Raw genomic sequence first — 25,195 nt, forward strand, 5'->3', positions numbered from 1 at the left:
ACGGAAGAGTTCGTCGGCCCCCGGCAGACTCACTCGGCGTGACACCGGGCGAGCACCTCCCTGGCGAGCTGGCGATAGGCGGCGGCACCGACGGAGTTGGACGCGTACGTGGTGATCGGCTCACCGGCGACCGTGGTCTCCGGGAAGCGGACCGTGCGCCCGATGACCGTGTGGTAGACGTGGTCGTCGAACGCCTCGACCACCCGCGCGAGCACCTCACGGCTGTGCACCGTGCGCGAGTCGTACATGGTGGCGAGGATGCCGTCGAGTTCCAGCTCCGGGTTGAGCCGCTCCTGGACCTTCTCGATCGTCTCGGTCAGCAGGGCCACACCGCGCAGCGCGAAGAACTCGCACTCCAGCGGCACGATCACCTTGTGCGCCGCGGTGAGCGCGTTGACCGTCAGGAGACCGAGCGAGGGCTGGCAGTCGATGACGATGTAGTCGTAGTCGTCCATCAGCGGCTTCAGCGCCCGCTGCAGCGTCGACTCGCGCGCGACCTCGCTCACCAACTGGACCTCGGCCGCCGACAGGTCGATGTTGCTGGGCAGCAGGTCCATGTTGGGGACCGCGGTCTTCAGCAGCACCTCGTCGGCCGCCATGCCCCGCTCCATGAGCAGGTTGTAGACGGTGAGGTCGAGTTCCATCGGGTTGACGCCGAGTCCGACCGACAGCGCGCCCTGCGGGTCGAAGTCGACGAGCAGCACCCGGCGTCCGTACTCCGCGAGCGCGGCACCCAGGTTGATGGTCGACGTGGTCTTGCCGACGCCGCCCTTCTGGTTGCACATCGCGATGATCTTCGCGGGGCCGTGGTCGGTCAGCGGGCCCGGGATCGGGAAGTACGGCAGCGGGCGCCCGGTCGGGCCGATGCGCTCACGGCGCTGGCGTGCCGCGTCGGGCGCGAGCGTGGCCGCGTACTCCGGATCGGGCTCGTACTCGGCGTCGGGGTCGTAGAAGTGCCCCTCGGGCAGTTCGTCGTAGTCGGCGAAATGGTTGTGGGGCGCGCCACTTCCGTCGCCGGCCATGGCGTTCACGTGATGGCCATCCATGCTCTGGTGTGCTGGGTGAGTCACTCCTGGAGTTGCGTGACTCTGGTGGGCTGCGAAGGTGCGCACAGCGACGGAGCCGACAGCAGCGAATCCCGCGGACCCCTGGCCCGGCGCAGGCATTCCTGGTTGACCACCCCCGGGAGTAAATGTCGACTCATTCACAAGTCGTCTTACCTCCTTGGTGACCAGGAAACTTCTAGACAGGTCAGCGTGGCACCATGCCGACGGTTGGCGACTCTATGGCGTGTCGGCCGTCCGCAGCAACACAATCCGCCGGACCCGGCACGATGTGTCGGTAATGAAACACCCCTCTGTCAAGGGCGTACGGCCGTCGCACGGCAGGTTTCACGGGTGTGCGAATCGGTAGAACAGTTACGTTCGAGGCGAGTTGCCCCTGAACCAGGACGTGACCATACACACATCCGGCCGGACCTTGGCGCGCAAGGTCCGGCCTGGTGCGAGGCGTTGACGTCCGAAGTTGACGTATCGCCTTTGCGAGTCCGTGACTTGGTCGACTTACCGTCCCGCTTACCGTCCTGGACGGTTCAGCCGAGCAGCGAGGCGAGCTCCACGTGCTCCAGTCCGTGCGCCTCGGCGACCTCGCGGTAAACGACCTTGCCGTCATGCGTGTTGAGACCCTTGGCGAGCGCCGGGTCCCGGCGCAGCGCCTCCACCCAGCCGCGGTTGGCGAGTTCGACGATGTACGGCAGCGTGGCGTTGGTGAGCGCGTAGGTCGAGGTGTTGGGCACCGCGCCGGGCATGTTGGCGACGCAGTAGAAGACCGACTCGTGGACCTTGAAGGTCGGCTCGGCGTGCGTGGTGGGGCGGGAGTCCTCGAAGCAGCCGCCCTGGTCGATCGCGATGTCGACAAGGACACTTCCGGCCTTCATCCGGGAGACCAGCTCGTTGGTGACCAGCTTGGGCGCCTTCGCGCCGGGGACCAGCACCGCGCCGATCACGAGGTCGGCCTCCAGGCAGGCCTTCTCCAGCTCGAAGGCGTTGGAGACGACGGTCTGGATGCGCGTGCCGAAGACCTTGTCGGCCTCCTTGAGCTTGTTGATGTCCTTGTCGAGCAGGGTCACGTGGAAGCCCATGCCGATGGCGATCTGCGCGGCGTTCCAGCCGGAGACGCCGGCGCCGATGACGACCGCGCGGCCGGCCAGCACACCGGGGACGCCGCCGGGCAGCACACCGCGGCCGCCGTGGGCGCGCATCAGGTGGTAGGCACCGACCTGGGTGGACAGCCGGCCCGCGACCTCGGACATCGGGGCGAGCAGCGGCAGCGCCCGGCTGGGCAGCTCGACGGTCTCGTAGGCGATGGCGGTGGTGCCGGACTCCAGGAGGGCGTCCGTGCACTCCTTGGACGCGGCCAGGTGCAGGTAGGTGAAGAGGGTCTGGTCCTTGCGCAGACGGTGGTACTCCTCCGCGACCGGCTCCTTCACCTTCAGCAGCAGGTCGGCGGCGGCCCAGACCTCGTCGGCGGTGTCCAGGATCTGCCCGCCCGCGGCGATGTACTCGCCGTCCGGGATCGAGGAGCCGACACCGGCGCCGCGCTCGATGACGACCTGGTGGCCGTGGCGCACGAGCTCGTGCACGCCGGCGGGGGTGATGGCCACCCGGAACTCGTTGTTCTTGACCTCGCGGGGGATGCCGACCTTCACGTGGATCACGGTCCTTGGCTCAGAGGGTATGGGGATATCACTACACATACCCGGGCACGCACGGGCACACCGGGAGAGACCGCAGGAGATGGTGCGGCAGAGCCAGTCTAATGAAGGTGTTCCTGCTGTCTAGCCTTCCATTGCATCAATCTTCTGCGGAAGTGCTACGGATTTCGCAGGCGTTAGCGCCGTGTTCCGGCTCGGAGTCGCTCTCCGGGGCCTCTTCGGCCAGCATGTGCTCCGCCGTGGTGCGGTGCAGCGCGGCGGAGGCGGGGTCGCCGAGCCGTTCGAAGGAGTCGGCCAGACGCAGGTGCAGCGCGGCCTGCAGCCGGGTGTCCTCGGCCCGGCGCGCCCACTCCACGGCCTCCCGGCAGGTGCGCAGCGACTCCTCCAGCCGGCCCGCGTACTCCTGCACCCGGGCCAGTTCGCTCAACGCCCGCGCCTGCGCGGCCACGTCGCCGTCCCGGCGGTGCCCGGCGACGGCCGCGCGCCAGTCGCGCAGCGCCTCGCCGTAGCGGCCCGCGTAGGTGTGGGCGGCGCCGATGCGTCCGTAGAGCCGGGCGGCCTCGGGGCCCTCGCCGCGGGCCAGCCGCTCGGCGAGGGCGCGGCCGAACCAGTCCGCCGCCCGGTCGTAGTCCCCGAGGTCCAGGTGCGCGCCGCCTACGGATTCCATCGCGCGGCCGGTGGCGTACGGGTCGTTCGCCTCGCGTCCGGCGTCCAGCGCCGCCCGGTACCTCACCAGCGCCTCCGCCGTACGGCCGGTCCGCGCGTCGAGGTCGCCGAGGTTCAGCAGGGCGGCGGCGCGCTCCCGGGGGAGGTCCCGGCGCTCGGCCACGTCGAGGACCAGGTTGTGGATGTCGTAGAGGTCGCCGGCGGCGGCCCGGGTGCCGAAGTGGGCGACCATGGCCCGCACCAGCTGGGACATCAGCCGCCGGGCCAGGGTGTCCAGCTCCCCGTCGGCGACCGCGAGCCGGGCGCAGGCCAGCAGGGCGGGCCGGCGCAGCCGCAGCCAGTCGGCGGCGGCGCGGGGGGTGGGGAAGCGCAGCGGGGGCGGCAGGGCGAGGAGTCTCTCGCGGGCCTCGGGACTGTCGGTCTCGGTGATCGCGCGGCAGGACTGGAGCAGGCGCACCGTGCGCTCCAGCATGCGGGCGCGCGCCAGCTGCAGCTCGGCGGGCCGCTCGTGGTCGGCGGCGAGCCGGCCCAGCTCGCCGTGCAGGCAGCCGGGCACGCGGTACTGCGGCACGGAGGAGCCCACCGAGTGCAGCAGGCCGTGGGCGGCGAAGTCGTCCAGGGTGGTGTGGGCGGCCTCCACCGAGCAGCCGGTGAGCGCGGCGGCGGTGTGCGGGTCGGCCAGTCCGGCCGGGGCGAGGGAAAGCAGGCGCAGGGTGCGGGCGGCAGCCTGCGGCAGCGAGTCGTGCACCAGGCGCAGCAGCCGGCCGACGACGGGCTCGGTACCGGGATCGGTGTGCAGCTGCTTGGCGAGGTCGGCGACGGCGGCCTTGGGCCGGGCCGCGAGCCAGCCGCCGGCCAGCACCAGCGCGGCCGGCTGGCCCTGGCACTGCTCGGCGAGGCGCTCGGCGGCGCGCGGGTCGACGGTGATGCGCACGGAACCGGTGAAGCGGGACAGCAGTTCCACGCCGGACTTGGTGTCGAGGCCGCCCAGGGTGCAGGGGCGGACGTCGGCGATACCGGTGAGCGGACCCGAGGAGACGGTGACGGCGAGGCAGTCGGGGTTGTCCGGGAGCAGGGCGTCGACCTGTCCGGCGTCGGCGGCGTCGTCGAGCAGCAGCACCGCGCGGCGGTCGGCCAGGGCGATGCGCAGCGCCTCGCCGAGCTCGTCCTCGGGGGCGCCGGCGGGGGCGGGCTCGTCCAGCGCCTCGAGCAGTTCGCGTGCGGCGCGCCCGACCGGTACGGGTGTGCCGTCGGGGTCGCTGAGCCGGACGCGCAGTACCCCGTCGGGGTAACGGCCGGTGACCCGGCGGACCAGTTCCTCGGCGAGGGCCGACCGGCCGGAGCCGGGCCGGCCCGCGATGAGGAGCACCCGTGCGCGGGGGGCCTTGCGGCCCGAGAGGGTGTCGAGTCCCGCTCGCTCGATGTCGGCGAGCAGCTCCTTCAACTCCCTGGTACGGCCCAGGAATCGACCTTCCGGGGCAGCGTCCCGAGGGAGCCGCACACCGTCCGGGTCCACCGCCTGATCCGTCACGGGCCACACTCCCGTCCCACCGCACGCGCAAGCCCGCCGGGTCTCCGGTTCGGGCGTTTTCCAGAGCCTAGTTCACGCTCTGCGACGTTCCGTGAGGAGCGCGGCGCGGAGGACGAGACTCCCTCGATCGGATCAACAGATCGTAGGAGTTACACCCCCGGCGCCCATCGGTCCGCTTCACGCCTCGGCCGGCTTCGGCCCCGGACAACTTCGACGGCGGGACGGCTTCGGCGGCGGGACGGCGTCATGCCACGAGCGGCGTCACGCCTCGAACGGCCGGGCCGGCCACGGCGCCTCCGCCGGGCGCAGGGCGTCCAGGCCGTCACCGGCGCGGGCGGCGACCAGGGACAGCGCGCCCACCACCAGGCAGTTGTTGTGCAGGTCACCGGCCAGCACGCCGCGCACCAGCTCGTCGACGGGGACCCGGGACAGCTCCATGTCGGCCTCCTCGTCCTCCACCGCGAAGCGGTCACCCTCGGCCTCCGACAGCCCGCGGGCGAGGAAGATCCGTACGGCCTCGTCGCAGCCGCCGGGCGTGGTGTAGACGTCGGCCAGCACCCGCCAGTCCTCCGCCTTGACGTGCGCCTCCTCGTACAGCTCGCGCTGGGCGGCGTGCAGCGGGTTCTCGCCGGGGACGTCGAGCAGGCCGGCCGGGATCTCCCACAGCTTCTGGCGCACCGGGTGCCGGTACTGGCGCAGCACCACGACCCGGTCGGCGTCGTCGAGGGCGAGGACGGCCACGGAACCCGGGTGGACCTGGTAGTCGCGGCTGACCACGGCGCCCCCGGGCATGACGACCTCGTCCGTGCGGACGGACGTCTTCTTGCCCGTGAAGGGGGTCTTCGTCCCGCGGATCTCCCACTCCTCCGGAGTGTCCTTGATCGCCATGCCTGTCCTTCCGAAGTGAAGCGGTCCTGCCGTGGCCTGCGGAAAAGCAGCCGGGGCGCGAACCGTTGAAGATTCGCACCCCGGCAACCGTACAACTGGACGTGCTACTGCGAGATCTTCCGCTCGACCGCGGCCTTCACCAGTCCCGCGAAGAGCGGGTGCGGACGGGTCGGACGCGACCGGAGCTCCGGGTGCGCCTGGGTGGCGACCAGGTAGGGGTGGACGTCACGCGGGTACTCGACGTACTCGACGAGCTTGCCGTCGGGCGAGGTGCCGGAGAAGACCAGGCCCGCCTTCTTCTCCAGCTCCGCGCGGTAGGCGTTGTTCACCTCGTAGCGGTGCCGGTGGCGCTCCTCGACGTACTCCTTGCCGTCGTACACCTCGCGCACGATGGAGCCCTCGGCCAGCTTGGCCGGGTACATGCCGAGCCGCATGGTGCCGCCCATGTCGCCCTCACCGGCGACGATGTCGAGCTGCTCGGCCATGGTGGAGATCACCGGGTGGGAGGTGGCCGGGTCGAACTCGGTGGAGTTGGCGTCGGAGATGTCCGCCAGGCTCCGCGCGGCCTCGATCACGATGCACTGCAGGCCGAGGCAGAGGCCCAGCAGCGGGATGCCGTTCTCGCGGGCGAACTTGATCGCGCCGACCTTGCCCAGCACACCGCGGTCGCCGAAGCCGCCGGGGATGCAGATGCCGTCGACGTCACCGAGCTGCGCCTGGGCGCCCGCCGGGGTCTTGCAGTCGTCGGAGGTGACCCACTTGATCTTCACCCGGGCCTTGTTGGCGAAGCCGCCGGCGCGCAGCGCCTCGGTGACCGACAGGTAGGCGTCCGGCAGGTCGATGTACTTGCCGACCAGGGCCAGGGTGATCTCGTGGTCGGGGTTGTGGACCCGGTCCAGCAGGTCGTCCCAGGTCGTCCAGTCGACGTCACGGAAGGGCAGGTCCAGCTTGCGGACCACGTAGGCGTCCAGGCCCTCGCCGTGCACCGTCTTCGGGATGTCGTAGATGGAGCGGGCGTCGGGGCAGGCGACCACGGCGGCCTCGTCGACGTCGCACATCAGCGAGATCTTGCGCTTGATCGCGGTGGGCACCTCGCGGTCGCAGCGCAGCACGATGGCGTCCGGCTGGATACCGATGTTGCGCAGCGCCGCCACCGAGTGCTGGGTCGGCTTGGTCTTCAGCTCACCGGAGGGGCCGATGTAGGGCAGGAGGGAGATGTGGACCACGAACACGTTGTCGCGGCCGACCTCGTGCCGCACCTGGCGCACCGTCTCCAGGAAGGGCAGCGACTCGATGTCGCCGACCGTGCCCCCGACCTCGGTGATCACGACGTCGACCTCGTCGGTCGCCATGCGCCGGATGCGGTGCTTGATCTCGTTGGTGATGTGCGGGATGACCTGCACGGTGTCGCCCAGGTACTCGCCGCGCCGCTCCTTGGCGATGACCGTGGAGTAGACCTGGCCGGTGGTGACGTTGGCGGAGCCGTCGAGGTCGCGGTCGAGGAAGCGCTCGTAGTGGCCGATGTCCAGGTCGGTCTCGGCGCCGTCGTTGGTGACGAACACCTCACCGTGCTGGAAGGGGTTCATCGTGCCCGGGTCGACGTTCAGGTACGGGTCGAGCTTCTGCATCACGACGCGCAGACCGCGGGCCTTGAGCAGCATGCCGAGGCTGGAGGCGGTCAGCCCCTTGCCGAGAGAGGAGGCGACACCCCCGGTGACGAAGATGTGCTTGGTCGTCGAAGCTGTGCTGTTTCGGAAAGCAGCGGGCGGCATGGCCAAGAGGGGGCTCCCGTGGTCGCGGTCTGTGGGTGCGGTTCCGGGGTTTCTCGCCCACCGGTCCACGGGCTACCAGCGTATCAGCGCCGCGGGGGGTCGGCTGACGGCCACGCTCCGCGCACGGGGCGGCACGCAGCATGTATCACGCATGGAACCCTCACCCGTGGGCCACTCGTTCGGCGGAGGCGCGTTGCCGCGAGCGGCACACAGATCATCTACGTGCGTCGTATCCTGCTCGGACACTCGCTGCCGAGCCCGGCCGGCCGAACGGCACCACCCCCGCCCGTAAGTTCCGGAACAACGTGAGCTCGACAGTTCGTTGAGCAAAGATTGGCGCTTTGCATTCACGGCTGAGCGACTGCTTTGCTTCACAGCTCAACGACGCATGGCAAGACCCCCCTTGACCGCACTAGCGACAGCCCCCTTGTGGGGTGACGTGGCCGTTCGACTGGAGATGCACGTGGCCGGGCGCATCGAAGACTACGCACTCATCGGAGACATGCAGACCGCGGCGCTGGTCTGCCGGGACGGCACGGTCGACTGGCTGTGCCTGCCGCGCTTCGACTCGCACGCCATCTTCGCCGGGCTGCTGGGAACCGAGGAACACGGCTTCTGGCGGCTGGGGCCGGCCTACGCCGAGGACTCCCGGCCGCCCGCGGCGACGCGGCGGAGCTACCGCGGCGACTCGCTGATCCTGGAATCCGAGTGGGACACCCCACGCGGCACGGTCCGCGTGACGGATTTCATGCCCCCGCGCGACGGCGCCCCGCAGCTGATCCGCATCGTGGAGGGCGTCTCGGGCCGGGTCCCCATGCGCTCGGCGCTGCGGATGCGCTTCTCCTACGGCCGTGTGGTGCCCTGGGTGCACCGCCACGAGGGCCGTACGGTCGCCGTGGCCGGCCCGGACTCCGTGTGGTTCGACACGTCCGCCGAGACCTACGGCGAGGACCTGACCACGTACTCGGACTTCACCGTCGCGCCGGGTGACCGGGTCGCCTTCGCCATCTCCTGGGAACCGTCCCACAAGCAGCCCCCGGCGCTGCCGGAGCCGGAGCAGTCCCTTGAGGCCACCGAGGACTTCTGGCGCGAGTGGGTCGAGCACTGTACGTACCACGGTCCCTACCGCGAGGCCGTGATCCGCTCCCTGATCACGCTCAAGGCGCTGACGTACGCGCCGACCGGCGGCATCGTCGCCGCGCCCACCACCTCGCTGCCCGAGGACATCGGCGGCGTCCGCAACTGGGACTACCGCTACACCTGGCTGCGGGACGCGGCGATCACCCTGTCCTCGCTGCTGCGCACCGGCTACCGCGAGGAGGCCCGCGCCTGGCGCGAGTGGCTGCTGCGCGCGGTCGCGGGCGACCCGGAGAACCTGCAGATCATGTACGGCATCGCCGGCGAGCGCGAGCTCGGCGAGGCGGAGCTGGACTGGCTGCCCGGCTACGAGGCCTCCGCCCCCGTCCGGGTGGGCAACGGCGCGGCGCACCAGCTCCAGCTGGACGTGTACGGCGAGGTCACCGAGGCCCTGCACCTCGCCCACATGACCGGTCTCGCGCGCAACGACTACGCCTCGCTGCTCCAGCTCAAGCTGATCCAGTACCTGGAGAAGCACTGGCAGGAGCCGGACGAGGGCATCTGGGAGGTGCGCGGGCCGCGCCGCCACTTCGTGCACTCCAAGGTGATGGCCTGGGTCGCCGTCGACCGCACCATCAAGCTCATCGAGTCCGGCGACGCCGACGGCCCGCTGGAGGAGTGGAAGCAGCTGCGCGACGACATCCACCGGGACGTGTGCGAGAAGGGCTACGACAAGGAACGCAACACGTTCACGCAGTCCTACGGCTCCAAGGAGCTGGACGCGGCCCTGCTGCTGATCCCCCAGGTGGGATTCCTGCCGCCGGACGACAAGCGGGTCATCGGCACCGTCGAGGCGATCCAGCGCGAGCTGTCCACGTCCGACGGCTTCATCCTGCGCTACCCGACCGAGGGCGTGGACGAGGGCGTGGACGGCCTGCCGGGCGACGAGGGCGCGTTCCTCGCCTGCTCGTTCTGGATGGCCGACGACCTGGCGATGATCGGCCGGGTGGACGAGGCGCGGAAGCTGTTCGAGAAGCTGCTCTCGCTGCGCAACGACCTCGGTCTGCTGGCGGAGGAGTGGGACCCGCGCCTGCAGCGCCAGGTGGGCAACTTCCCGCAGGCCTTCAGCCACGTCCCGCTCATCGACACGGCCCTGCGCCTGACGGCGTCGGGGGCGTACGGGGGCTGACGCGGACGCCCGCCCCCTGGGCCGGACCGGGGGCGGGGGCGCCGGCCGGTGCGTGAGCGGGCGCGCAAGCTGGTGCGGGGCCGCCGCCGGCACCGTTCGTGAGGAATATGTGCAGGCCGGACGTGTGCCCGGGACACACCCCCGGGTACCGTCCGCTGCATGAGCACCCCCCGTACACCCCCGCCCTCGGGCATCACCGTGCAGCGCGCCCTGGAACTCCCCGGCCTGCGCGGCGGCCTCCCGGAGGTCCTCGCCGGCGCCGAGCGGCTGGGGCGCACGGTGCGCTGGGTGCACGCCGGTGAGGTGCCCAACATCGCCTCCCTGCTCAAGGGCGGCGAACTCCTGCTGACCACCGGGTACGGGCTCGGTACCCGCCCGGCCGACCAGCGGGCCTTCGTGCGCACGCTGGCGGACCGGGGCATCGCGGCCCTGGTCGTCGAGCTCGGCCCGCGCTTCACCCGGCTGCCCGCCGCCCTGGTCGACGCGGCCCGCGCCGCCGGGCTGCCGCTGGTCCAGCTGCACCGCGAGGTGCCGTTCGTGACGGTCACCGAGGAGATCCACACCGAGATCGTCAACGGGCACTACGCGCTGCTGCAGCGCGCGGAGGAGGTGCACCGCCGCTGCACCGAGGCGCTCCTCGGCGGCGGGGGCGTGCCCCAGGTCCTGGAGATCCTCGCCGGGTTCACCGGCAACCCCGTGTTCCTGGAGACCACCGACGGGCAGCTGCTGTACGCGGCCGGCGAGGGCCCCGAGGGCGCGGATCCGCTGCAGGTGTGGGAGGGGCTGCGCGACCGGCAGCGGGACGATCCGCCGGCCGGCTCGGTCCTCGTGGACGTGCCCGGTGGCGGCCCCGGCAGCGGCGGTGTCCGCGCGCGCCTGGCGCTGCTGCCGGTGCGCAGCGCGCCGGAGCCGGTGCACCGGATGGCGGCCGAGCGGGCCGCGGGCATCCTCGCCGTGGTGTTGATGCAGGCACGCCAGGAGGAGGAGCTGGCGGCGCGGGGCCGCGGTGACTTCCTCACCGACCTCGCCGAGGGCCGGATCACCGCCGAGGACGCGCCCGCGCAGGCCCGCGTCCTGGGCTTCAAGCCGGGCCGGGGGCCTCTGCTCCCGGTCGTCATGCGGCTCGGCGACACGCTGTCGCCGCAGAGCGGCGGCTGGGCGGTGCTGGCCCGCGCGGTGGGCGAGGAACTGTCGTCGGTCGGCGTGCCCGTGCTGCTCGGTGTGCGGCCGGTCGAGGGGCGTGTGCCGCTGCTGCTCGGGCTGCGCGCCGAGGCGGACCGTCCGGCCGCCGCGGACCGGGTGGCGGCCGCGCTGCGCGCCGGTGTTGAGCGCGCGGGGATGCTCAGGCCGGGCGGGCGGCCGCCGGTGGTGGTGGTCGGCCCGGCCGGCGGCTGGGCGGCGGTGCCGACCGGGCTGCGGCACGCGGTGGAGACGGCGACGGCGGCACAGGGCCTGCCCGAGCGCCCCTGGTACGACGCACGGCGGCTGGACATCGACCTGCTGCTGTGGCGGCTGCGCGACCATCCGGACCTGGCGGACTTCGTGGACCGGGCGATCGGTCCGGTCCTGCAGCACGACCGGCGCTCGCGGCCCGCGCTGCTGCCCACGCTGGAGACGTATCTGGCGCACGCCGGGCGCAAGGCGGAGACGGCGCGGGAGCTGCACCTGAACCGGCAGACGCTCTACAACCGGCTGGCCCGCATCGGGGAGTTGCTGGGCACGGACCTCGACGACCCGCAGACGGTGCTGACGTTGAGCCTGGCCCTGCGGGCGCGGCGGCACGTGCCCTGACCCACCGGGCGCTGTCCGCGAGGGTCAGGGCAGCGGCCGGGGCCGGGTCAGCTCGTCGTAGACGCTGAGCACCTGGGCGACCGTCTGGTCCTCGGTCGGCCAGGTCGCGGCCTGCCCGGGGCCCCGCTCCGCCAGCAGCGCGCGCCGTCCGGGGTCCTCCAGCAGGCGGGTCACGGCGTCGGCGAGCGCCCGCGGGTTGCCCCGGGGCACGAGCTCGGCGGCGTCGCCGACGAGTTCGGGGACACCGCCCACCCGGGTGGCGACCAGCGGTACGCGCGCGTGCAGGGCCTCCTGGGCGAACGGCGAGCGCGCCTCCTCCCGGCGGCTCGGCAGCACCGCCACGTCGGCCGCGGCGAGCAGGTCGGGGACGTCCTCGCGCGGGCCGGCCAGCAGGACCGGCAGTTCCTCGTCCTCGATCCGGCGCCGCAGTTCGCCGTGCAGCGACCCCTCCCCCGCGATCACCACCAGCGGCACCGGCTCCAGGAGACGCCAGGCGTGGGCGGCGTCCAGCAGGTCGTCGTAGCCGCGGTGCCGTTCCAGGGAACCGACCGCGATGATCAACGGGCGGTCCACGGCACCGAGTTCGGCCCGCACCTTCGGCCGCAGCCGGTCGGCCTCGTCCGGCGCCGGCACGCTGCGGAGGCCGGGCAGGGACACCGCGGCCAGCCGCGCGTCACGCGCTCCCGAACGGCGGGCCCGGTCCACCAGCGCCGAGGTCGTCCCCAGCACCACGGTGGCCGCGCGGACGACCCGCCGTTCCAGCACACGCAGGAAATGGGCGCGCGGGCCTTCGGCGTGCGCCCGGTCGTGCCAGGTGACGACGAAGGGGGTGTGCCGCCCGCTGAGCGCCAGGGCGGCACGGAACGAGGCGTGCAGCCCGTGCGCGTGGACCAGGTCGGCGCCCGAGCAGGCGGCACGCAGGGCGGCCACCGACCCCGGGTCGCTGCTGCGGGGCACGTGCACGTGCTCGGCCCCGACCCCGGTGAAGTCGTAGGCGTGGTCGGCCTCCGCGGGGGCGCACACGGTGACCCGCACGCCCCGCGCGACGAGCCCCGCGGCCAGCGAGCGCACGTGCGCGCCGCTGGCGGCGTTGCCGCCGCCCAGCACCTGCACGGTGCGCAGCGACGACTGGCCGTGCGATGCGTGGCTGCTCACGGGGGTCACGTGGCCGGGCTCCTGGTTCGGGTCGGACGGTCACGACGAACGTACCGAAGGATCCCGCGGAGGGGTGTACCGCGCGGCGTCCTCCGCGTACTCCGTCAAGCATGCCAGGACACACGGCCGTTCCGGGAAACGCGCGGGCGCACGCCTGTGTCCACACGGGACGCCACATCACCCGTACGGATGACGGAACTTTGCCTTCCGGTGGGGCTAGCCGTCCGCGCGGGCCGCCGCCAGCAGCTCCTCCGCGTGCGCCCGGGCCGTCTCCGAGTCCTCCTGGCCGGCCAGCATCCGGGACAACTCCCGCACCCGGTCCTCACCTTCGAGCACCTTCACGCCGGACCGGGTCACCGAGCCGTCGTTGGTCTTCTCCACCAGCAGCTGCCGGTCGGCGAACGCGGCCACCTGCGGCAGATGCGTGACGACCACGACCTGGGCCTTCCTCGCCAGACGGGCGAGGCGCCGGCCGATCTCCACCGCCGCCTTGCCGCCGACGCCGGCGTCCACCTCGTCGAAGAGGTACGTCGGCACCGGGTCGGTCCCCGCGAACACGACCTCCACGGCCAGCATCACGCGCGACAGCTCACCGCCCGAGGCGCCCTTGGCGATCGGCCGGGGCGGCGCCCCGGGGTGCGGAGCCAGCAGCAGCTCCACCTCGTCCACCCCCGACGGCCCGTACGCCACCGTGCGCCCGTTCACCTCGACGCCCTCGGAGTCCTCGGTCTGCCGGATGTCGAACGACACGCGCGCGTGCGGCATGGCGAGCGACGCCAGCTCCTCCGTCACGGCCGCCGCGAACCGCTCCGCCGCCTCCGCCCGGGCCTCCGACAACTCCTGCGCCAGCACGCCCAGTTCGGCGCGCAGCCCGTCACGCTCGGCGGTCAGCTCCCCGATCCGCTCGTCGTCGCCCTCCAGGTCGGTGAGCCGCGCGGCGCTCCGCTCCGCCCAGGCCAGCACCTCGGCGACGTCCTCGCCGTACTTGCGGGTCAGCGCGGTGAGCGCCGCCCGCCGTTCCTCGACCGCCGCCAGCCGCAGCGGATCGGCGTCCAGGTCGTCGGCGTAACCGGCCAGCTCGCCCGCCACGTCCCGCAGCAGGATGCCGATCTCGCCGATGCGGTCGGTCAGCGCGGCCAGCGCCGGGTCGTGCGCCCGCACGGCCTCCAGGGCCCGCTGGGCGCCCGCGACGAGCGTCCCGGCGTCGACGCCCTCGGGGTCCTCCGGATTGCCCGCGAGCGCGGCGTGCGCGACCGCGGCGGCCGACGCCAGCGCCTCTGCGTGACCGAGCCGCCCGGCCTCCTCCGCGAGCTCCGTGTCCTCGCCCGCGCGGGGCTCGACGGCGGCGATCTCCTCCAGCCCGAAGCGCAGCATGTCGGCCTCCTGGGCCCGCTCCCGCGCACGGGTGGTGATCTCCTCGAGCTCGGCGGTGACGGCCCGCAGCCGCTTGTACGCCTCCGTGTACTTGCCGAGCGGCACGGCGACCGCGTAGCCCGCGTACCGGTCGAGCGCCTGCCGCTGCCGGGACAGCTTCAGCAGCCCCTGCTGGTCGCTCTGCCCGTGCACGGCCACCAGGTCGTCGGCGAGCTCGGCCAGCAGCCCCACCGGCACGCTCCGCCCGCCCAGATGCGCCCGTGACCGCCCCTCGGCCGAGACGGTACGGCTGACCAGCAGCGTCCCCTCGTCGAGCTCGGCCCCGGCCTCCTCGGCGCGCACGACGGCCGCCGAGCCCTCGGGCACGGCGATCCGTCCCTCGACCACGGCGTTGCGCGCGCCGATCCGCACCAGCGCCGCATCCGCGCGTCCGCCCAGCAGCAGGCCCAGGCTGGTGACCACCATGGTCTTGCCCGCACCCGTCTCACCGGTGACGGCGGTGAAGCCTGGCGACAGCTCGACGACGGCATCGTCGATGACACCGAGCGACCGTATCCGCATCTCCTCTAGCACGGACACGACCATACGAGGTCGACGCTGCGGGATGCGACCGCCCCGCCTTTGTCACCCACGGGAGTGTCCCCCTCCTGCAGGGGCGCGGGGCTGTGCCGACATGCGGCTCCGCCGCGCGGGCGCGACAAGCCACGATCCACCCGCAGCCGCCCACGTCGGGACACCACCCCTTCGGTGACGGCTACTGCGGCGCCCCCCGCCACCCGGACACGGGCAAGGCGAACTTCGCGACCAGCCGGTCGGTGAACGAAGCGTGGTGCAGGCGAGCCAGCCTGACCGGCACAGCCCCCCGCCGCACCTCCACCCGAGCCCCCGCGGGCAGCTCGACGGTCCGCCGCCCGTCGCACCACAGCACCCCCGGCGGCACGTGCGGCAGCACCTCCACCGCCAGCACCGAGTTCGGCGAGGTCACCAGCGGCTTGGCGAACAACGCGTGCGCGCTGATCGGCACCATCAGCAGCGCCTCGACCTCCGGCCACACCACGGGCCCGCCCGCGGAGAACGCGTACGCGGTGGACCCGGTGGGCGTGGCGCACACGATGCCGTCGCAGCCGAAGCCGGTCACCGGCCGCCCGTCGATCTCCAGGACGACCTCCAGCATCCGCTCGGCGGACACCTTCTGCACGGCCGCCTCGTTCAGCGCCCAGTCGGTGTGCACGATGTCGCCGTTGCGGTGGACCACGACGTCGACGGTCATCCGCTCCTCGACCTCGTACGCCCGGCTCACCACCCGGTCGACGACCTTCTCCAGGTCGTCCCGCTCGGCCTCGGCGAGGAAGCCCACGCTGCCGAGGTTGACGCCGAGCATCGGCACCCCGGAGGCGCGGGCGAACTCGGCGCCGCGCAGCAGCGTGCCGTCACCGCCGAGGACGATCAGCAGCTCGCAGTCGTCCAGGCACTGCGGGGTGGCCTCCTTGACCGTCTCCACGTCGTCCGGGAGCGGCAGGTCGCGGGCCTCCTCCTCCAGGACCCGCACCCCCAGCCCCGACCGCAGCAGGCCCTTGACCACCAGTTCGGCGCTGCGGATGGCCGCGGCGCGCCCCGTGTGGGCCAGCAGGAAAACAGTACGAGCTCGGTTCTGCGTCAACGCGGCCCCTCCGCCACAGCACGGTCAACATCGGCCGGGTCCAGTTCCGGTGCCCCGGCCCGCAGCCACAGGAAGTATTCGACATTCCCCGAGGGTCCGGGCAGCGGACTCGCCGTCACGCCCTTCGCCCCGAGTCCCAGCTCCCAGGCCCTGGCGGCCACCCCTCGGACGGCCTCGGCGCGCAGCTGCGGGCTGCGCACGACACCGCCGCTGCCCAGCCGCTCCTTGCCCACCTCGAACTGCGGTTTCACCATCATCACCAGATCGGCGTCCGGCGTCACGCACCGCTTCAGAGCGGGCAGCACCAGGCCGAGCGGGATGAACGACAGGTCCCCCACGACAAGATCCACTGGCTTCCCATCGATGACCTCGAGCGTCAACTCCCGTACGTTTGTACGGTCCTTGACGGTCACACGTTCATCTTTCTGCAGAGGCCACGCGAGTTGGCCGTATCCGACGTCGACCGCGACCACGTGCGCGGCCCCGGCCCGCAGCAGCACATCGGTGAAACCGCCCGTGGAGGCGCCGGCGTCGAGCGCCCGCCGGCCCTCGACGACCAGCCCCTGCGGCACGAAGGCGTCCAGGGCACCGGCCAGTTTGTGACCGCCGCGCGAGACATAGTCCGGGTCGCCCGCGTCCTCGGCGACCACGATGGCGGCCGCGGTCTCCACCTGGGTGGCGGGCTTGGTGGCCACCGTCCTGCCCACGCTGACCCGCCCGGCGGCGATCAGCTGGCTGGCGTGCTCGCGCGAGCGCGCCAGCTTACGGCGGACCAGCTCCGCGTCGAGACGGCGGCGTGCGACTCCTGCCACGTTCGGTTCAGCTCCTGTGTCCTTGTGCCGGCGGGGGCCCCGGGTGGGTGTCGAGCGCGGTGAGCGCGTCGCGCAGCCCCCGGTGTACATCCTCGTACACCTCGAGGTGGCCGTCGGTGGTGAGGTGGTCGGCGTCGGCCAGCCGCTCCACGTGGGCGTCGATCTCCGCGCGTCCGGTGGGGGCGCGCGGCACGCCCAGGGGTGCGGGACCGGCGGGGCCGTCGTCCTGCGGTGGCGGCGCGGCCCGCTCCGGCTCGGCGGGGCCGTGCTGCCCGTCCCCCGGGGCCTCGGCGTCCGGCTCCGTGTCCGCCACCTGCGGCACTGCGTCGTTCATGCCCCGACGCTACCGCGAACGGCTGCGGTACCGTCGTGCGCGATGGCCACGATCGAGGAGTGCCGTGCCGCACTCGACAAGCTTTCGGACAGCATGGGGAGCGCCGAGGGGGACGTCCGCGCGGCGGCGTCGATGGACCGGTCGGTCAGCTGCCACATCACGGACCTGGACGTGACCTTCGCGGGCCGGCTCACCGGCGGCCGGATCGAGGTGCGCGACACCGTCCCCGGGCCGCCGCGCGAGAAGGCGCAGATACGGCTCGCGATGAAGGGCGACGACCTGGTGGCCCTGGTCGACGGCGAGCTGCACTTCGCCCGCGCGTGGGGGTCGGGCCGGGTACGGCTGGAGGCGGGGCTGCGCGACCTGTTCACGCTCAGGAAGCTGCTCTAGCACCCGTCCCGGGCCCTTCGTGGCCCCGCTCGGACCGTGGTGGCCTCCGCTCGGACCCTCCTGGTCTTCTCAGACCTTCGTGGCCTCCGTCTTCACCCGGGACGCGCGGGCGGCCGGCACCACCAGCGGGGTTCCCGTCTCGGGGTCGTCGATGACCTGACAGCGCAGCCCGAAGACCTCCTCCACCAGTTCCGCGGTGACGATGTCCTTCGGCGCGCCCTGGGCGACCACCCGGCCGGCCCGCAGCGCGATGAGGTGGGTCGCGTACCGGGCGGCGTGGTTGAGGTCGTGCAGGACGGCGACCAGGGTGCGCCCCTGCTCGTGCAGGTCCGCGCACAGGTCCAGCACGTCGATCTGGTGCTGGATGTCCAGGAAGGTGGTCGGCTCGTCGAGCAGCAGCAGCGGCGTCTGCTGGGCGAGGGCCATCGCGATCCACACCCGCTGCCGCTGCCCTCCGGAGAGCTCGTCGACGTAGCGTTCCGCGAGGTCGGCGACGCCGGTGTGGGCCATCGACTCCTGGACGACCCGCTCGTCCTCGGCGGACCACTGGCGCAGCAGGCTCTGGTGCGGGTAGCGGCCGCGGCCCACCAGATCGCCCACGGTGATGCCCTCGGGCGCGATGGACGACTGCGGCAGCAGGCCCAGGGTGCGGGCGACCTTCTTGGCGGGCATCGAGTGGATGGCCTGCCCGTCCAGCAGCACCCGTCCCTCGGACGGCTTGAGCATCCGGGACAGGGCACGCAGCAGGGTGGACTTGCCGCAGGCGTTGGGCCCGACGACGACGGTGAAGGAGTTGTCCGGTATCTCCACGGACAGCTGTTCGGCGATGACCCGCTGGTCGTAGGCCAGGGTGACGTTCTCGGCGGACAGGCGGTTCACGGGGCTCCTTCGGGGGTTCGGCTCGCTGCGGTCGGGACCGGCGGGGCTCATAGCCGGCCCGCCCTGCGCTCGGTGACCAGCAGCCACAGCAGGTAGACACCGCCGAGCACGCCGGTGACGACGCCCACGGGCAGCTGTTCGGCGCCGAACGCCCGCTGGGAGACGAAGTCGGCGAGGACCAGCAGGGCGGCACCCATGCACATGGCGGCCACGAGGTTGGGGCCGGGCGAGCGGGTCAGGCGCCGGGCGAGCTGCGGCGCGGTGAGCGCGACGAAGCTGACCGGTCCGGCGGCGGCGGTCGCCGACGCGGTGAGCAGCACCGCGGACAGCATCAGCACCAGCCGGAGGCGTTCCACGCGCACCCCGAGGGCGTTGGAGACGTCGTCGCCCATCTCCGTCATGCGCAGCGCCCGGGAGTTGGCGAGGACCACGGGGACGAGGACGGCGCACAGCGCGAGCAGCGGCCACACCTGGTCCCAGTCCCGCCCGTCGAGGGACCCGGTCATCCAGACGACGGCGCGCGCCGCGTCGACGATGTCGGACTTGGTGAGCAGGTAGCCGTTGACGGCCGTGACGATCGCGGAGACGCCGATGCCGACCAGCACCAGCCGGTACCCGTGCACGCCGCGCTTCCAGGCGAGGACGTAGATGGCGGTGCCGGTGATCAGTCCGCCTGCCAGCGCGCCGAGGGCCACCTGGTTGGCGCTGCCGGAGAACAGCACGATGACGGTGAGCGCGCCGGCCGTGGCGCCCTGCCCGAGACCCAGCACGTCCGGGCTGCCCAGCGGGTTGCGGGAGATGGACTGGAACAGCGCGCCGCCGAGCCCGAGCGAGGCGCCGACCAGGAGTCCCACCAGGACCCGGGGCAGCCGCAACTCGGTGACGATGAACTCCTGCCCGGCGTCGCCCTGGCCGACGAGGGTGGTCAGCACGTCGGAGGCGGACATCGGGAAGTCGCCGGTGCCGATGAGCAGCACGCTCGCGCCGAGCGCCAGCAGCAGCAGGAGCACGACGACGGTGAAGGCACGCACGTCCAGCCGGACCGAGAGGCCGCCGGGAACGCGCACCGCACGGTTGGTCTTCACAGCTGGGCCGTCCTCCGCCGTCGTACGAGAAAGATGAAGACCGGGCCGCCGATGATCGCGGTGACGATGCCCACCTGAAGCTCGGCGGGCCGGGCCACGATCCGGCCGAGCACATCGGCGCCGAGCAGCAGCACCGGCGACAGGATCGCCGCGTACGGCAGGATCCAGCGCTGGTCCGGTCCGGTGAAGGAACGCACGACGTGCGGCACCATCAGGCCGACGAAGACGATCGGCCCGCACGCGGCGGTCGCGGCTCCGCTGAGCATGGTCGCGACCAGCATGGACAGCGCCCGGGTGCGGTTCAGATCGGCGCCGAGTGCCTTGGCGGTGTCGTCACCCATGGCCATGGCGTTCAGCGGCCGGGCGAGCGCCAGCGCCAGCAGGCTGCCGACGACCAGGAACGGCACCACCTGCTTGACTGCCTCGGGGCTGCCGGAGGCGAGCGAGCCGACCGTCCAGAAGCGCATCCGGCCGAGCGCGGCGTCGTCGAGGATCATGATGGCCTGGAGATAGCCGTAGAGCGCGGCGCTGATGGCGGTTCCGGCGAGCACCAGCCGCACCGGGGTCGCGCCCCGGCGGCCGCCGAGGAACCACACCACCGCCCCGACGGCGGCCGCCCCGCAGAACGCGAACCACACGTACCCGGACAGCGAGGTGACGCCGAAGAAGGTGATGGCGGTGACGACCGCGGCGGAGGCACCCGCGTTGAGGCCGAGGAGTCCCGGGTCGGCCAGCGGGTTGCGGGTCAGCGCCTGCAGCACCGCCCCGGCGAGCCCCAGCGCGGCGCCGGCGAGCAGGCCCAGCAGGGTGCGGGACAGCCGGTCGGACACGACGGTGTCGGTGTAGGTGCCCGACGCGTGGAACAGCCCGTGCCAGACCTGCTCCAGCGACAGTTCCTTCGCCCCGACCGCGATGCTCGCCAGCGCGACGAGCACTAGCAGCGCGAGCGAGACGAGCAGACCGACGGCGCGTATCGCCCGGCGGTTCGGGGGCGCGGGGGCGGTCTCCGCGCGCTGTTCGGGGGGACTCTCGACCAACACCCGGTTAGGTTAGCCTACCCTCCAGTTCGATCACGATCCCCGGGACCGCCCTTCCGGCGGGGCGTCACAGACCCAGCCGGGCCAGCGCCTTCCCCGCGTCCAGCCCGCACGCGTCCTCACCCGCCGACGTCCAGGCCGCCGCGCACAGCGCCCGCAGCCCGTCCACGGCCTCGCCGTCGCCGTCCAGCTCCAGCCGTCCGGTCCCGGCCGCCGCCGTCCAGCCGCCGCACCGGAAACCGCCGTCCACCGCGACGACCTCGGGCTGACCGGTGAGCAGCCCCCGCAGATCGGCGTCCACGTACGTCGGCCGATGCCGCGGCGGCGCCGCCAGAAGCTGCGCCCCGTCGGTCACCCCGGTGAGCACCAGCAGCGAGTCCACCCCGCCGTTGAACGCGCCCTCGATGTCCGTGTCCAGCCGGTCCCCCACCACCAGCGGCCGCTCGGCGCCGGTACGCAGGATCGTCTCCCGGTGCATCGGCGGCAACGGCTTGCCCGCCACCTGCGGCTCGGCACCGGTGGCGATCCGCACGACCTCCACCGCCGCGCCGTTGCCCGGCGCGATGCCCCGGCCGCTGGGAATCGTCAGGTCGGTGTTGGACGCGAACCACGGCAGCCCGCGCGCGACGGCGTAGCTCGCCTCGGCGAACCGCCCCCACGCCAGCTCCGGTCCGCCGTACCCCTGCACCACCGCCACCGGCTCGTCGTCCGCCGACTCCACCGGCTCGAGACCCCGCTCGCGCAGCGCCACCCGCAGGCCCTCACCGCCGACCACCAGGACCCGGGAGCCCTGCGGCACCTGCTCGGCGACGAGCCGCGCCACCGCCTGCGCCGAGGTGATGACGTCACCGGCCTCGGCCGGTATGCCCAGCTCGGTCAGGTGCGCGGCCACGGCATCGGGCGTGCGCAGCGCGTTGTTGGTCACGTAGGCGAGCCGCATGCCGCCGTCGCGTGCCGTGGCGAGCGAGGGGACCGCGTGCTCGATGGCCTCACCGCCCGCGTACACCACTCCGTCGAGGTCGAGCAGCGCCGTGTCGTACGCCTCGCTCAGGGCCTGCCCACTGCCCTCGGGCCTCGTCCTGACGCTCCGGCTCATTCCGCATCGCTCCTCGTTCGACGGCTTTCCCCCGATCATCCCCCATCGCACCGACACCCGTACGATGCCGGGATGAACACTGCAGGTCACTCGAAGGCAACGGCGCCCCGAGGCCTGGAACTCACCCCGTTCCGAGGCCTTCGTTACGACCCCGACCGGGTCGGCAGCCTGGCCGCCGTGACATCCCCGCCCTACGACGTCGTGGTCCGCCCCGACGGCCTGCACCACCTCCAGTCCGCCGACCCGTACAACATCGTCCGGCTGATCCTGCCCGAGGCCGCCACCCCCGAGGAGCGCAACGCCCAGGCCGCCGAGACGCTCCGCCGCTGGCGCGCCGAGGGCGTTCTGACCACCGACCCCGAGCCCGGCCTGTACGTCTACGAGCAGCGCGACGGCGACGGCCTGGTGCAGCGCGGCGTCATCGGCGCCCTGCGCGTCTCCGACCCGGACGAGCACCTGGTGCTGCCGCACGAGGACGTCATGCCGCACATCGTGGCCGACCGCGCGGACCTGATGCGGGCCACCTCGGCGAACCTCGAACCGCTGCTGCTCACCTACCGGGGCGACGGCACGGCGACCGCCACGGCCGACCTCATCGAACGCACGGCCGAGCAGCCGCCGCTGCTGGCGACCACCACCGAGGACGGCGTCCACCACCGCCTGTGGTCCGTCACCGCCCCCGCCGACCTTGCCGTGGTGAGCGGTGAACTCTCCGCCCACCAGGCCCTCATCGCCGACGGTCACCACCGCTGGGCGACCTACCGGCGGCTGCGCGCGGAACACCCTTCCCCCGGCCCGTGGGACCACGGCCTGGTCCTCCTCGTCGACACGGCCCGCTATCCGCTGCGGGTCCGCGCCATCCACCGCCTGCTGCACGACCTGACGGTCACCGAGGCCCTGGCCGCACTCGACGGCCGGTTCCGCGTCCGCCGCCTGGACCTGCCACTGCCGAAGGCCATGGACGCGCTCGCCGAGTCGGCCGCGACGGGCAACGCGTACCTCCTCGCCGGGGACGGCGCCTTCCACCTCGTCGACCGCCCGGACCCGGGTCTGCTGGACCGTACGGTCCCGGCGGACCGCCCGGAGGCCTGGCGCACCCTCGACGCGACGATCCTGCACGCCACGCTCCTCGACCACGTGTGGCGGGTCCCCGACTCCCCCGCGCACATCGCGTACATCCACGACACGGCGGCCACGGTGAAGAAGGCGGAACGCGACGGCGGCACGGCGGTCCTGATGCACCCGGTGCACGAGGACGTGGTCCGGGACCTGGCCCGCCAGGGGGTGACGATGCCCCGCAAGTCGACGTCGTTCGGCCCGAAGCCGGCGTCGGGTCTGGTGCTGCGCGCGCTCGACCTCTGAGCGTCCGGGTACACGAAAGGGGCGGGTCCCGGCCGGGACCCGCCCCTTTCACCTACGTTCCGCTGCGTCCCGCCCTGCGGACGTCAGTGCTTGTCGTCGCCGCGCTCGCCCTTCTCGTCCTGCTCGGCACCGTCGGTGTCGTCCGCGGCCACGTCGACGTCCTCGTCGCCGGCGTCGTCGTCCTCGCCCTCGTCCTCGACGAAGGCGTCCGTGAACTCCACGCCGTCCAGCTCGGCCAGCCGGTCGGAGGCGTCCGTGCTGCCGTCGCGGTCGGCCTCGACGGCCTTGGCGAACCACTCGCGCGCCTCGCCCTCACGGCCGGCCGCGAGCAGCGCGTCGGCGTAGGCGTACCGCAGACGCGCGGTCCACGGCTGCACGGAGTTCGACGCCAGCTCGGAGCTCTGCAGGGTGACGATCGCCGCGTCCAGCTGCCCCATGTCGCGCCGGGCGCCGGCCGCGACGAGCCGCATCTCGACCTGCCCGGCCTTGTCCAGCTTCTGCACCTCGGGGGCGCCGGCCATGTCGAGGGCCTTCTCCGGCCGTCCGAGCCCGCGCTCGCAGTCCGCCATCAGCGGCCACAGCTCCACGGTCCCGGTCATCCGCCGCGCCGCCCGGAACTCGGCGAGGGCCTCGCCGTACTTCTGCGTCGCGTACGCGGCGAATCCGGCGGCCTCCCGTACGGCGGCCACGCGCGAGGCGAGACGCAGGGCCACCCGCGAGTAGGCGTAGGCGCGCTCGGGCTCCTCGTCGATCAGCCGGGCGACCATCACCAGGTTCTTGGCGACGTCCTCGGCGAGCGTCTTGGGCAGGCTCTGCAGCTCCTGCCGTACGTCCTTGTCGATCTCCTCGCCGGTGACGTCCTCGGGGATCGGCAGCCGCTTGATGGGCTCGCGGTCACGGTCACGGTCGTCACGGAACCGGCCGCCGCCGCCCTGGCGGTCGTCACGCCCGCGGAACCCGCCGGGACGGCCGCCCCGGTCGTCCCGCCGCGGCCCACGGCCCCGGTCGTCACGGCCCCGGTAACCGCCCCGGTCCCCGCCACGGCTGTCCTCGCGACGGAAGCCACCACGGTCACCGCGGCTGTCGGTACGGTCGCCCGGACGGCTGTCGGTGCGACTGTCGTTGCGACTGTCGTTGCGCCGGTGGCCGCCACGGTCGTCACGGCCTCGGTCGTCGCGGCGTCCGTATCCACGGTCGTCGTCGCGACGGAAGCCCCCGCGGTCACCGCGGTTGTCGCCGCGGTTGTCATCGCGGCGGAAACCACCACGGTCGCCACGGTTGTCGCGCTCCGGACGGTCGTCACGCCGGAAGCCGCCACGGTCACCACGGTCGTCACTGCGGCCCCGGTAGCCTCCACGGTCACGGTCACCGCCCCGATCGTCACGCCGGCCGTACCCACGGTCGTCGTCACGGCGCAAGCCCCCGCGGTCACCGCGGTCGTCCTCGCGACGGAAGCCGCCACCGCCACCGCGGTTGTCATCGCGGCGGAAGCCGCCACGGTCACCGCGGTTGTCGCGCTCCGGACGGTCGTCACGCCGGAAGCCGCCACGGTCGCCTCGGTTGTCGTCACGGCGGAAGCCGCCACGGTCACCACGGTTGTCGTCACGGCGGAAGCCGCCACGGTCACCACGGTCGTCGCTGCGGCCCCGGTAGCCACCGCGGTCGCCGTCACGCCGGTCGTCCCTGCGGTCGTCACGCCGGTCGTCCCTGCGGTCATCGCTGCGACCCCGGTAACCGCCGCGCTCACCCCCCCGGTTGTCGTCCCGGCCGCGGAAGCCGCCACGCTCGGGCCGGCCGCCGCTGCGGTCACGGTCCCGGTCACGGTCGTCGCGACGGAACGCGGGGCGGTCACCGTCCCTGCGGAAGCCGCGGTCGCGGTCGTTGTCGCGACGGGGGCCTCCGCGCTGGCCGCCACGGTCGGGGCGGTCCGAGCGGTCACCACTGTCCCGTCGCCGCTGGTCGCGCTCCGGTCGGTCCTCGGGAGAGTTGGTGGCCATCGGTAACTCCTGTCTTAGGTACTGCAAGCATAAATACAAAAGGACCCCTGGTCCCAGCTGAACGCTGGTGACCAGGGGTCCCTTCCAAAGATTGTTCGGCGGCGTCCTACTCTCCCACAGGGTCCCCCCTGCAGTACCATCGGCGCTGTAAGGCTTAGCTTCCGGGTTCGAAATGTAACCGGGCGTTTCCCCTACGCTATGACCACCGAAACCCTAATGGTTTCGAGCGAACAAGCACACTTTTCTTTTGTTTGTTCTGCTCAAAGCCGACAACGGTCGTTGTCTCAGAACTAACACAGTGGACGCGAGCAACTGAGGACAAGCCCTCGGCCTATTAGTACCGGTCAACTCCACACGTTACCGTGCTTCCATATCCGGCCTATCAAC

General features: G+C 72.7%; 20 protein-coding genes and 2 rRNA genes. 5 read left to right on the plus strand and 17 right to left on the minus strand.

The window, feature by feature from the left end; translation table 11 throughout:
- Positions 1-29: 29 nt before the first annotated feature.
- The 5 genes from ACIF8S_RS09975 to ACIF8S_RS09995 form a co-directional block, all read right to left on the minus strand.
- Positions 30-1,166 (minus strand): ParA family protein, encoded by a 1,137-nt coding sequence (locus tag ACIF8S_RS09975; RefSeq protein WP_078492773.1) that lies wholly within the window; start codon positions 1,164-1,166, stop codon positions 30-32.
- A 425-nt stretch (positions 1,167-1,591) separates the two neighbouring features.
- Positions 1,592-2,716: an alanine dehydrogenase gene (ald, locus tag ACIF8S_RS09980; RefSeq protein ID WP_024885297.1), complete on the minus strand. Its 1,125-nt coding sequence runs from the start codon at positions 2,714-2,716 to the stop codon at positions 1,592-1,594.
- 136 nt (positions 2,717-2,852) lie between these two features.
- A complete protein-coding gene (locus ACIF8S_RS09985) occupies positions 2,853-4,910 on the minus strand; it encodes a tetratricopeptide repeat protein (protein WP_399998447.1) in 2,058 nt (685 codons plus the stop codon).
- A gap of 261 nt (positions 4,911-5,171) precedes the next feature.
- The gene (locus ACIF8S_RS09990) at positions 5,172-5,798 is read right to left on the minus strand and encodes an NUDIX domain-containing protein (protein WP_399998448.1); all 627 of its coding nucleotides are present in this window, start codon (positions 5,796-5,798) and stop codon (positions 5,172-5,174) included.
- Between the two features lie 104 nt (positions 5,799-5,902).
- Positions 5,903-7,570, minus strand: a complete 1,668-nt coding sequence (locus tag ACIF8S_RS09995; protein WP_349790610.1) for a CTP synthase — start codon at positions 7,568-7,570, stop codon at positions 5,903-5,905.
- Between the two features lie 463 nt (positions 7,571-8,033).
- On the opposite strand from ACIF8S_RS09995, the gene ACIF8S_RS10000 reads away from it, so the two are divergent.
- Positions 8,034-9,836, plus strand: coding sequence for a glycoside hydrolase family 15 protein (locus ACIF8S_RS10000; protein WP_399998508.1), 1,803 nt, complete (start codon positions 8,034-8,036; stop codon positions 9,834-9,836).
- A gap of 159 nt (positions 9,837-9,995) precedes the next feature.
- Entirely contained in the window at positions 9,996-11,627 is a 1,632-nt protein-coding gene (locus ACIF8S_RS10005) for a PucR family transcriptional regulator (RefSeq protein ID WP_399998450.1), read from the plus strand.
- A gap of 24 nt (positions 11,628-11,651) precedes the next feature.
- Here the strand turns inward: ACIF8S_RS10005 and ACIF8S_RS10010 are convergent, their stop codons facing one another.
- From ACIF8S_RS10010 to ACIF8S_RS10030, 5 genes are all read right to left on the minus strand, one after another.
- On the minus strand, positions 11,652-12,791 hold the full coding sequence (locus tag ACIF8S_RS10010; protein ID WP_399998452.1) for a glycosyltransferase family 4 protein: 1,140 nt from the start codon (positions 12,789-12,791) through the stop codon (positions 11,652-11,654).
- Positions 12,792-12,998: 207 nt separating this feature from the next.
- Positions 12,999-14,741, minus strand: coding sequence for a DNA repair protein RecN (recN, locus tag ACIF8S_RS10015; protein WP_399998453.1), 1,743 nt, complete (start codon positions 14,739-14,741; stop codon positions 12,999-13,001).
- A gap of 169 nt (positions 14,742-14,910) precedes the next feature.
- Positions 14,911-15,816 (minus strand): NAD kinase, encoded by a 906-nt coding sequence (locus ACIF8S_RS10020; RefSeq protein WP_006132518.1) that lies wholly within the window; start codon positions 15,814-15,816, stop codon positions 14,911-14,913.
- Positions 15,813-16,628 (minus strand): TlyA family RNA methyltransferase, encoded by an 816-nt coding sequence (locus ACIF8S_RS10025; protein ID WP_399998454.1) that lies wholly within the window; start codon positions 16,626-16,628, stop codon positions 15,813-15,815. Before ACIF8S_RS10025 ends, ACIF8S_RS10020 begins: the two co-directional genes overlap by 4 nt.
- A gap of 7 nt (positions 16,629-16,635) precedes the next feature.
- Positions 16,636-16,962 carry a hypothetical protein gene (locus tag ACIF8S_RS10030; protein WP_399998455.1) on the minus strand — a complete coding sequence of 109 codons (327 nt, stop codon included), beginning with the start codon at positions 16,960-16,962 and terminating at the stop codon, positions 16,636-16,638.
- Between the two features lie 42 nt (positions 16,963-17,004).
- Here ACIF8S_RS10030 and ACIF8S_RS10035 point away from each other — a divergent pair, with 42 nt between their 5' ends.
- Positions 17,005-17,352 (plus strand): sterol-binding protein, encoded by a 348-nt coding sequence (locus tag ACIF8S_RS10035; protein ID WP_399998456.1) that lies wholly within the window; start codon positions 17,005-17,007, stop codon positions 17,350-17,352.
- Positions 17,353-17,421: 69 nt separating this feature from the next.
- Here the strand turns inward: ACIF8S_RS10035 and ACIF8S_RS10040 are convergent, their stop codons facing one another.
- The 4 genes from ACIF8S_RS10040 to ACIF8S_RS10055 form a co-directional block, all read right to left on the minus strand.
- A complete protein-coding gene (locus tag ACIF8S_RS10040; RefSeq protein WP_399998457.1) occupies positions 17,422-18,282 on the minus strand; it encodes an ABC transporter ATP-binding protein in 861 nt (286 codons plus the stop codon).
- The gene (locus ACIF8S_RS10045) at positions 18,279-19,316 is read right to left on the minus strand and encodes a FecCD family ABC transporter permease (RefSeq protein WP_399998459.1); all 1,038 of its coding nucleotides are present in this window, start codon (positions 19,314-19,316) and stop codon (positions 18,279-18,281) included. The genes ACIF8S_RS10040 and ACIF8S_RS10045 overlap by 4 nt, the downstream gene beginning before the upstream one ends.
- Positions 19,313-20,356, minus strand: a complete 1,044-nt coding sequence (locus tag ACIF8S_RS10050; protein ID WP_349790602.1) for an iron chelate uptake ABC transporter family permease subunit — start codon at positions 20,354-20,356, stop codon at positions 19,313-19,315. The genes ACIF8S_RS10045 and ACIF8S_RS10050 overlap by 4 nt, the downstream gene beginning before the upstream one ends.
- Positions 20,357-20,420: 64 nt before the next feature.
- A complete protein-coding gene (locus tag ACIF8S_RS10055) occupies positions 20,421-21,449 on the minus strand; it encodes an HAD-IIA family hydrolase (RefSeq protein WP_399998460.1) in 1,029 nt (342 codons plus the stop codon).
- 72 nt (positions 21,450-21,521) lie between these two features.
- Between ACIF8S_RS10055 and ACIF8S_RS10060 the strand changes: the two genes are divergently transcribed.
- Positions 21,522-22,811 carry a DUF1015 domain-containing protein gene (locus ACIF8S_RS10060; protein ID WP_399998461.1) on the plus strand — a complete coding sequence of 430 codons (1,290 nt, stop codon included), beginning with the start codon at positions 21,522-21,524 and terminating at the stop codon, positions 22,809-22,811.
- Positions 22,812-22,894: 83 nt separating this feature from the next.
- On the opposite strand, the gene ACIF8S_RS10065 is transcribed toward ACIF8S_RS10060, so the two are convergent.
- Positions 22,895-23,686, minus strand: a complete 792-nt coding sequence (locus ACIF8S_RS10065) for a hypothetical protein (protein WP_399998509.1) — start codon at positions 23,684-23,686, stop codon at positions 22,895-22,897.
- Between the two features lie 267 nt (positions 23,687-23,953).
- Here ACIF8S_RS10065 and ACIF8S_RS10070 point away from each other — a divergent pair, with 267 nt between their 5' ends.
- The gene (locus ACIF8S_RS10070; RefSeq protein ID WP_399998511.1) at positions 23,954-24,814 is read left to right on the plus strand and encodes a hypothetical protein; all 861 of its coding nucleotides are present in this window, start codon (positions 23,954-23,956) and stop codon (positions 24,812-24,814) included.
- An 87-nt stretch (positions 24,815-24,901) separates the two neighbouring features.
- Here ACIF8S_RS10070 and rrf read toward each other — a convergent pair.
- Positions 24,902-25,018 (minus strand): 5S ribosomal RNA (rrf, locus tag ACIF8S_RS10075).
- A gap of 104 nt (positions 25,019-25,122) precedes the next feature.
- Positions 25,123-25,195 (minus strand): 23S ribosomal RNA (locus ACIF8S_RS10080); the annotation flags it as partial.

This window comes from Streptomyces sp. NPDC085937 (assembly GCF_044540535.1).
GTDB lineage: Bacteria > Actinomycetota > Actinomycetes > Streptomycetales > Streptomycetaceae > Streptomyces.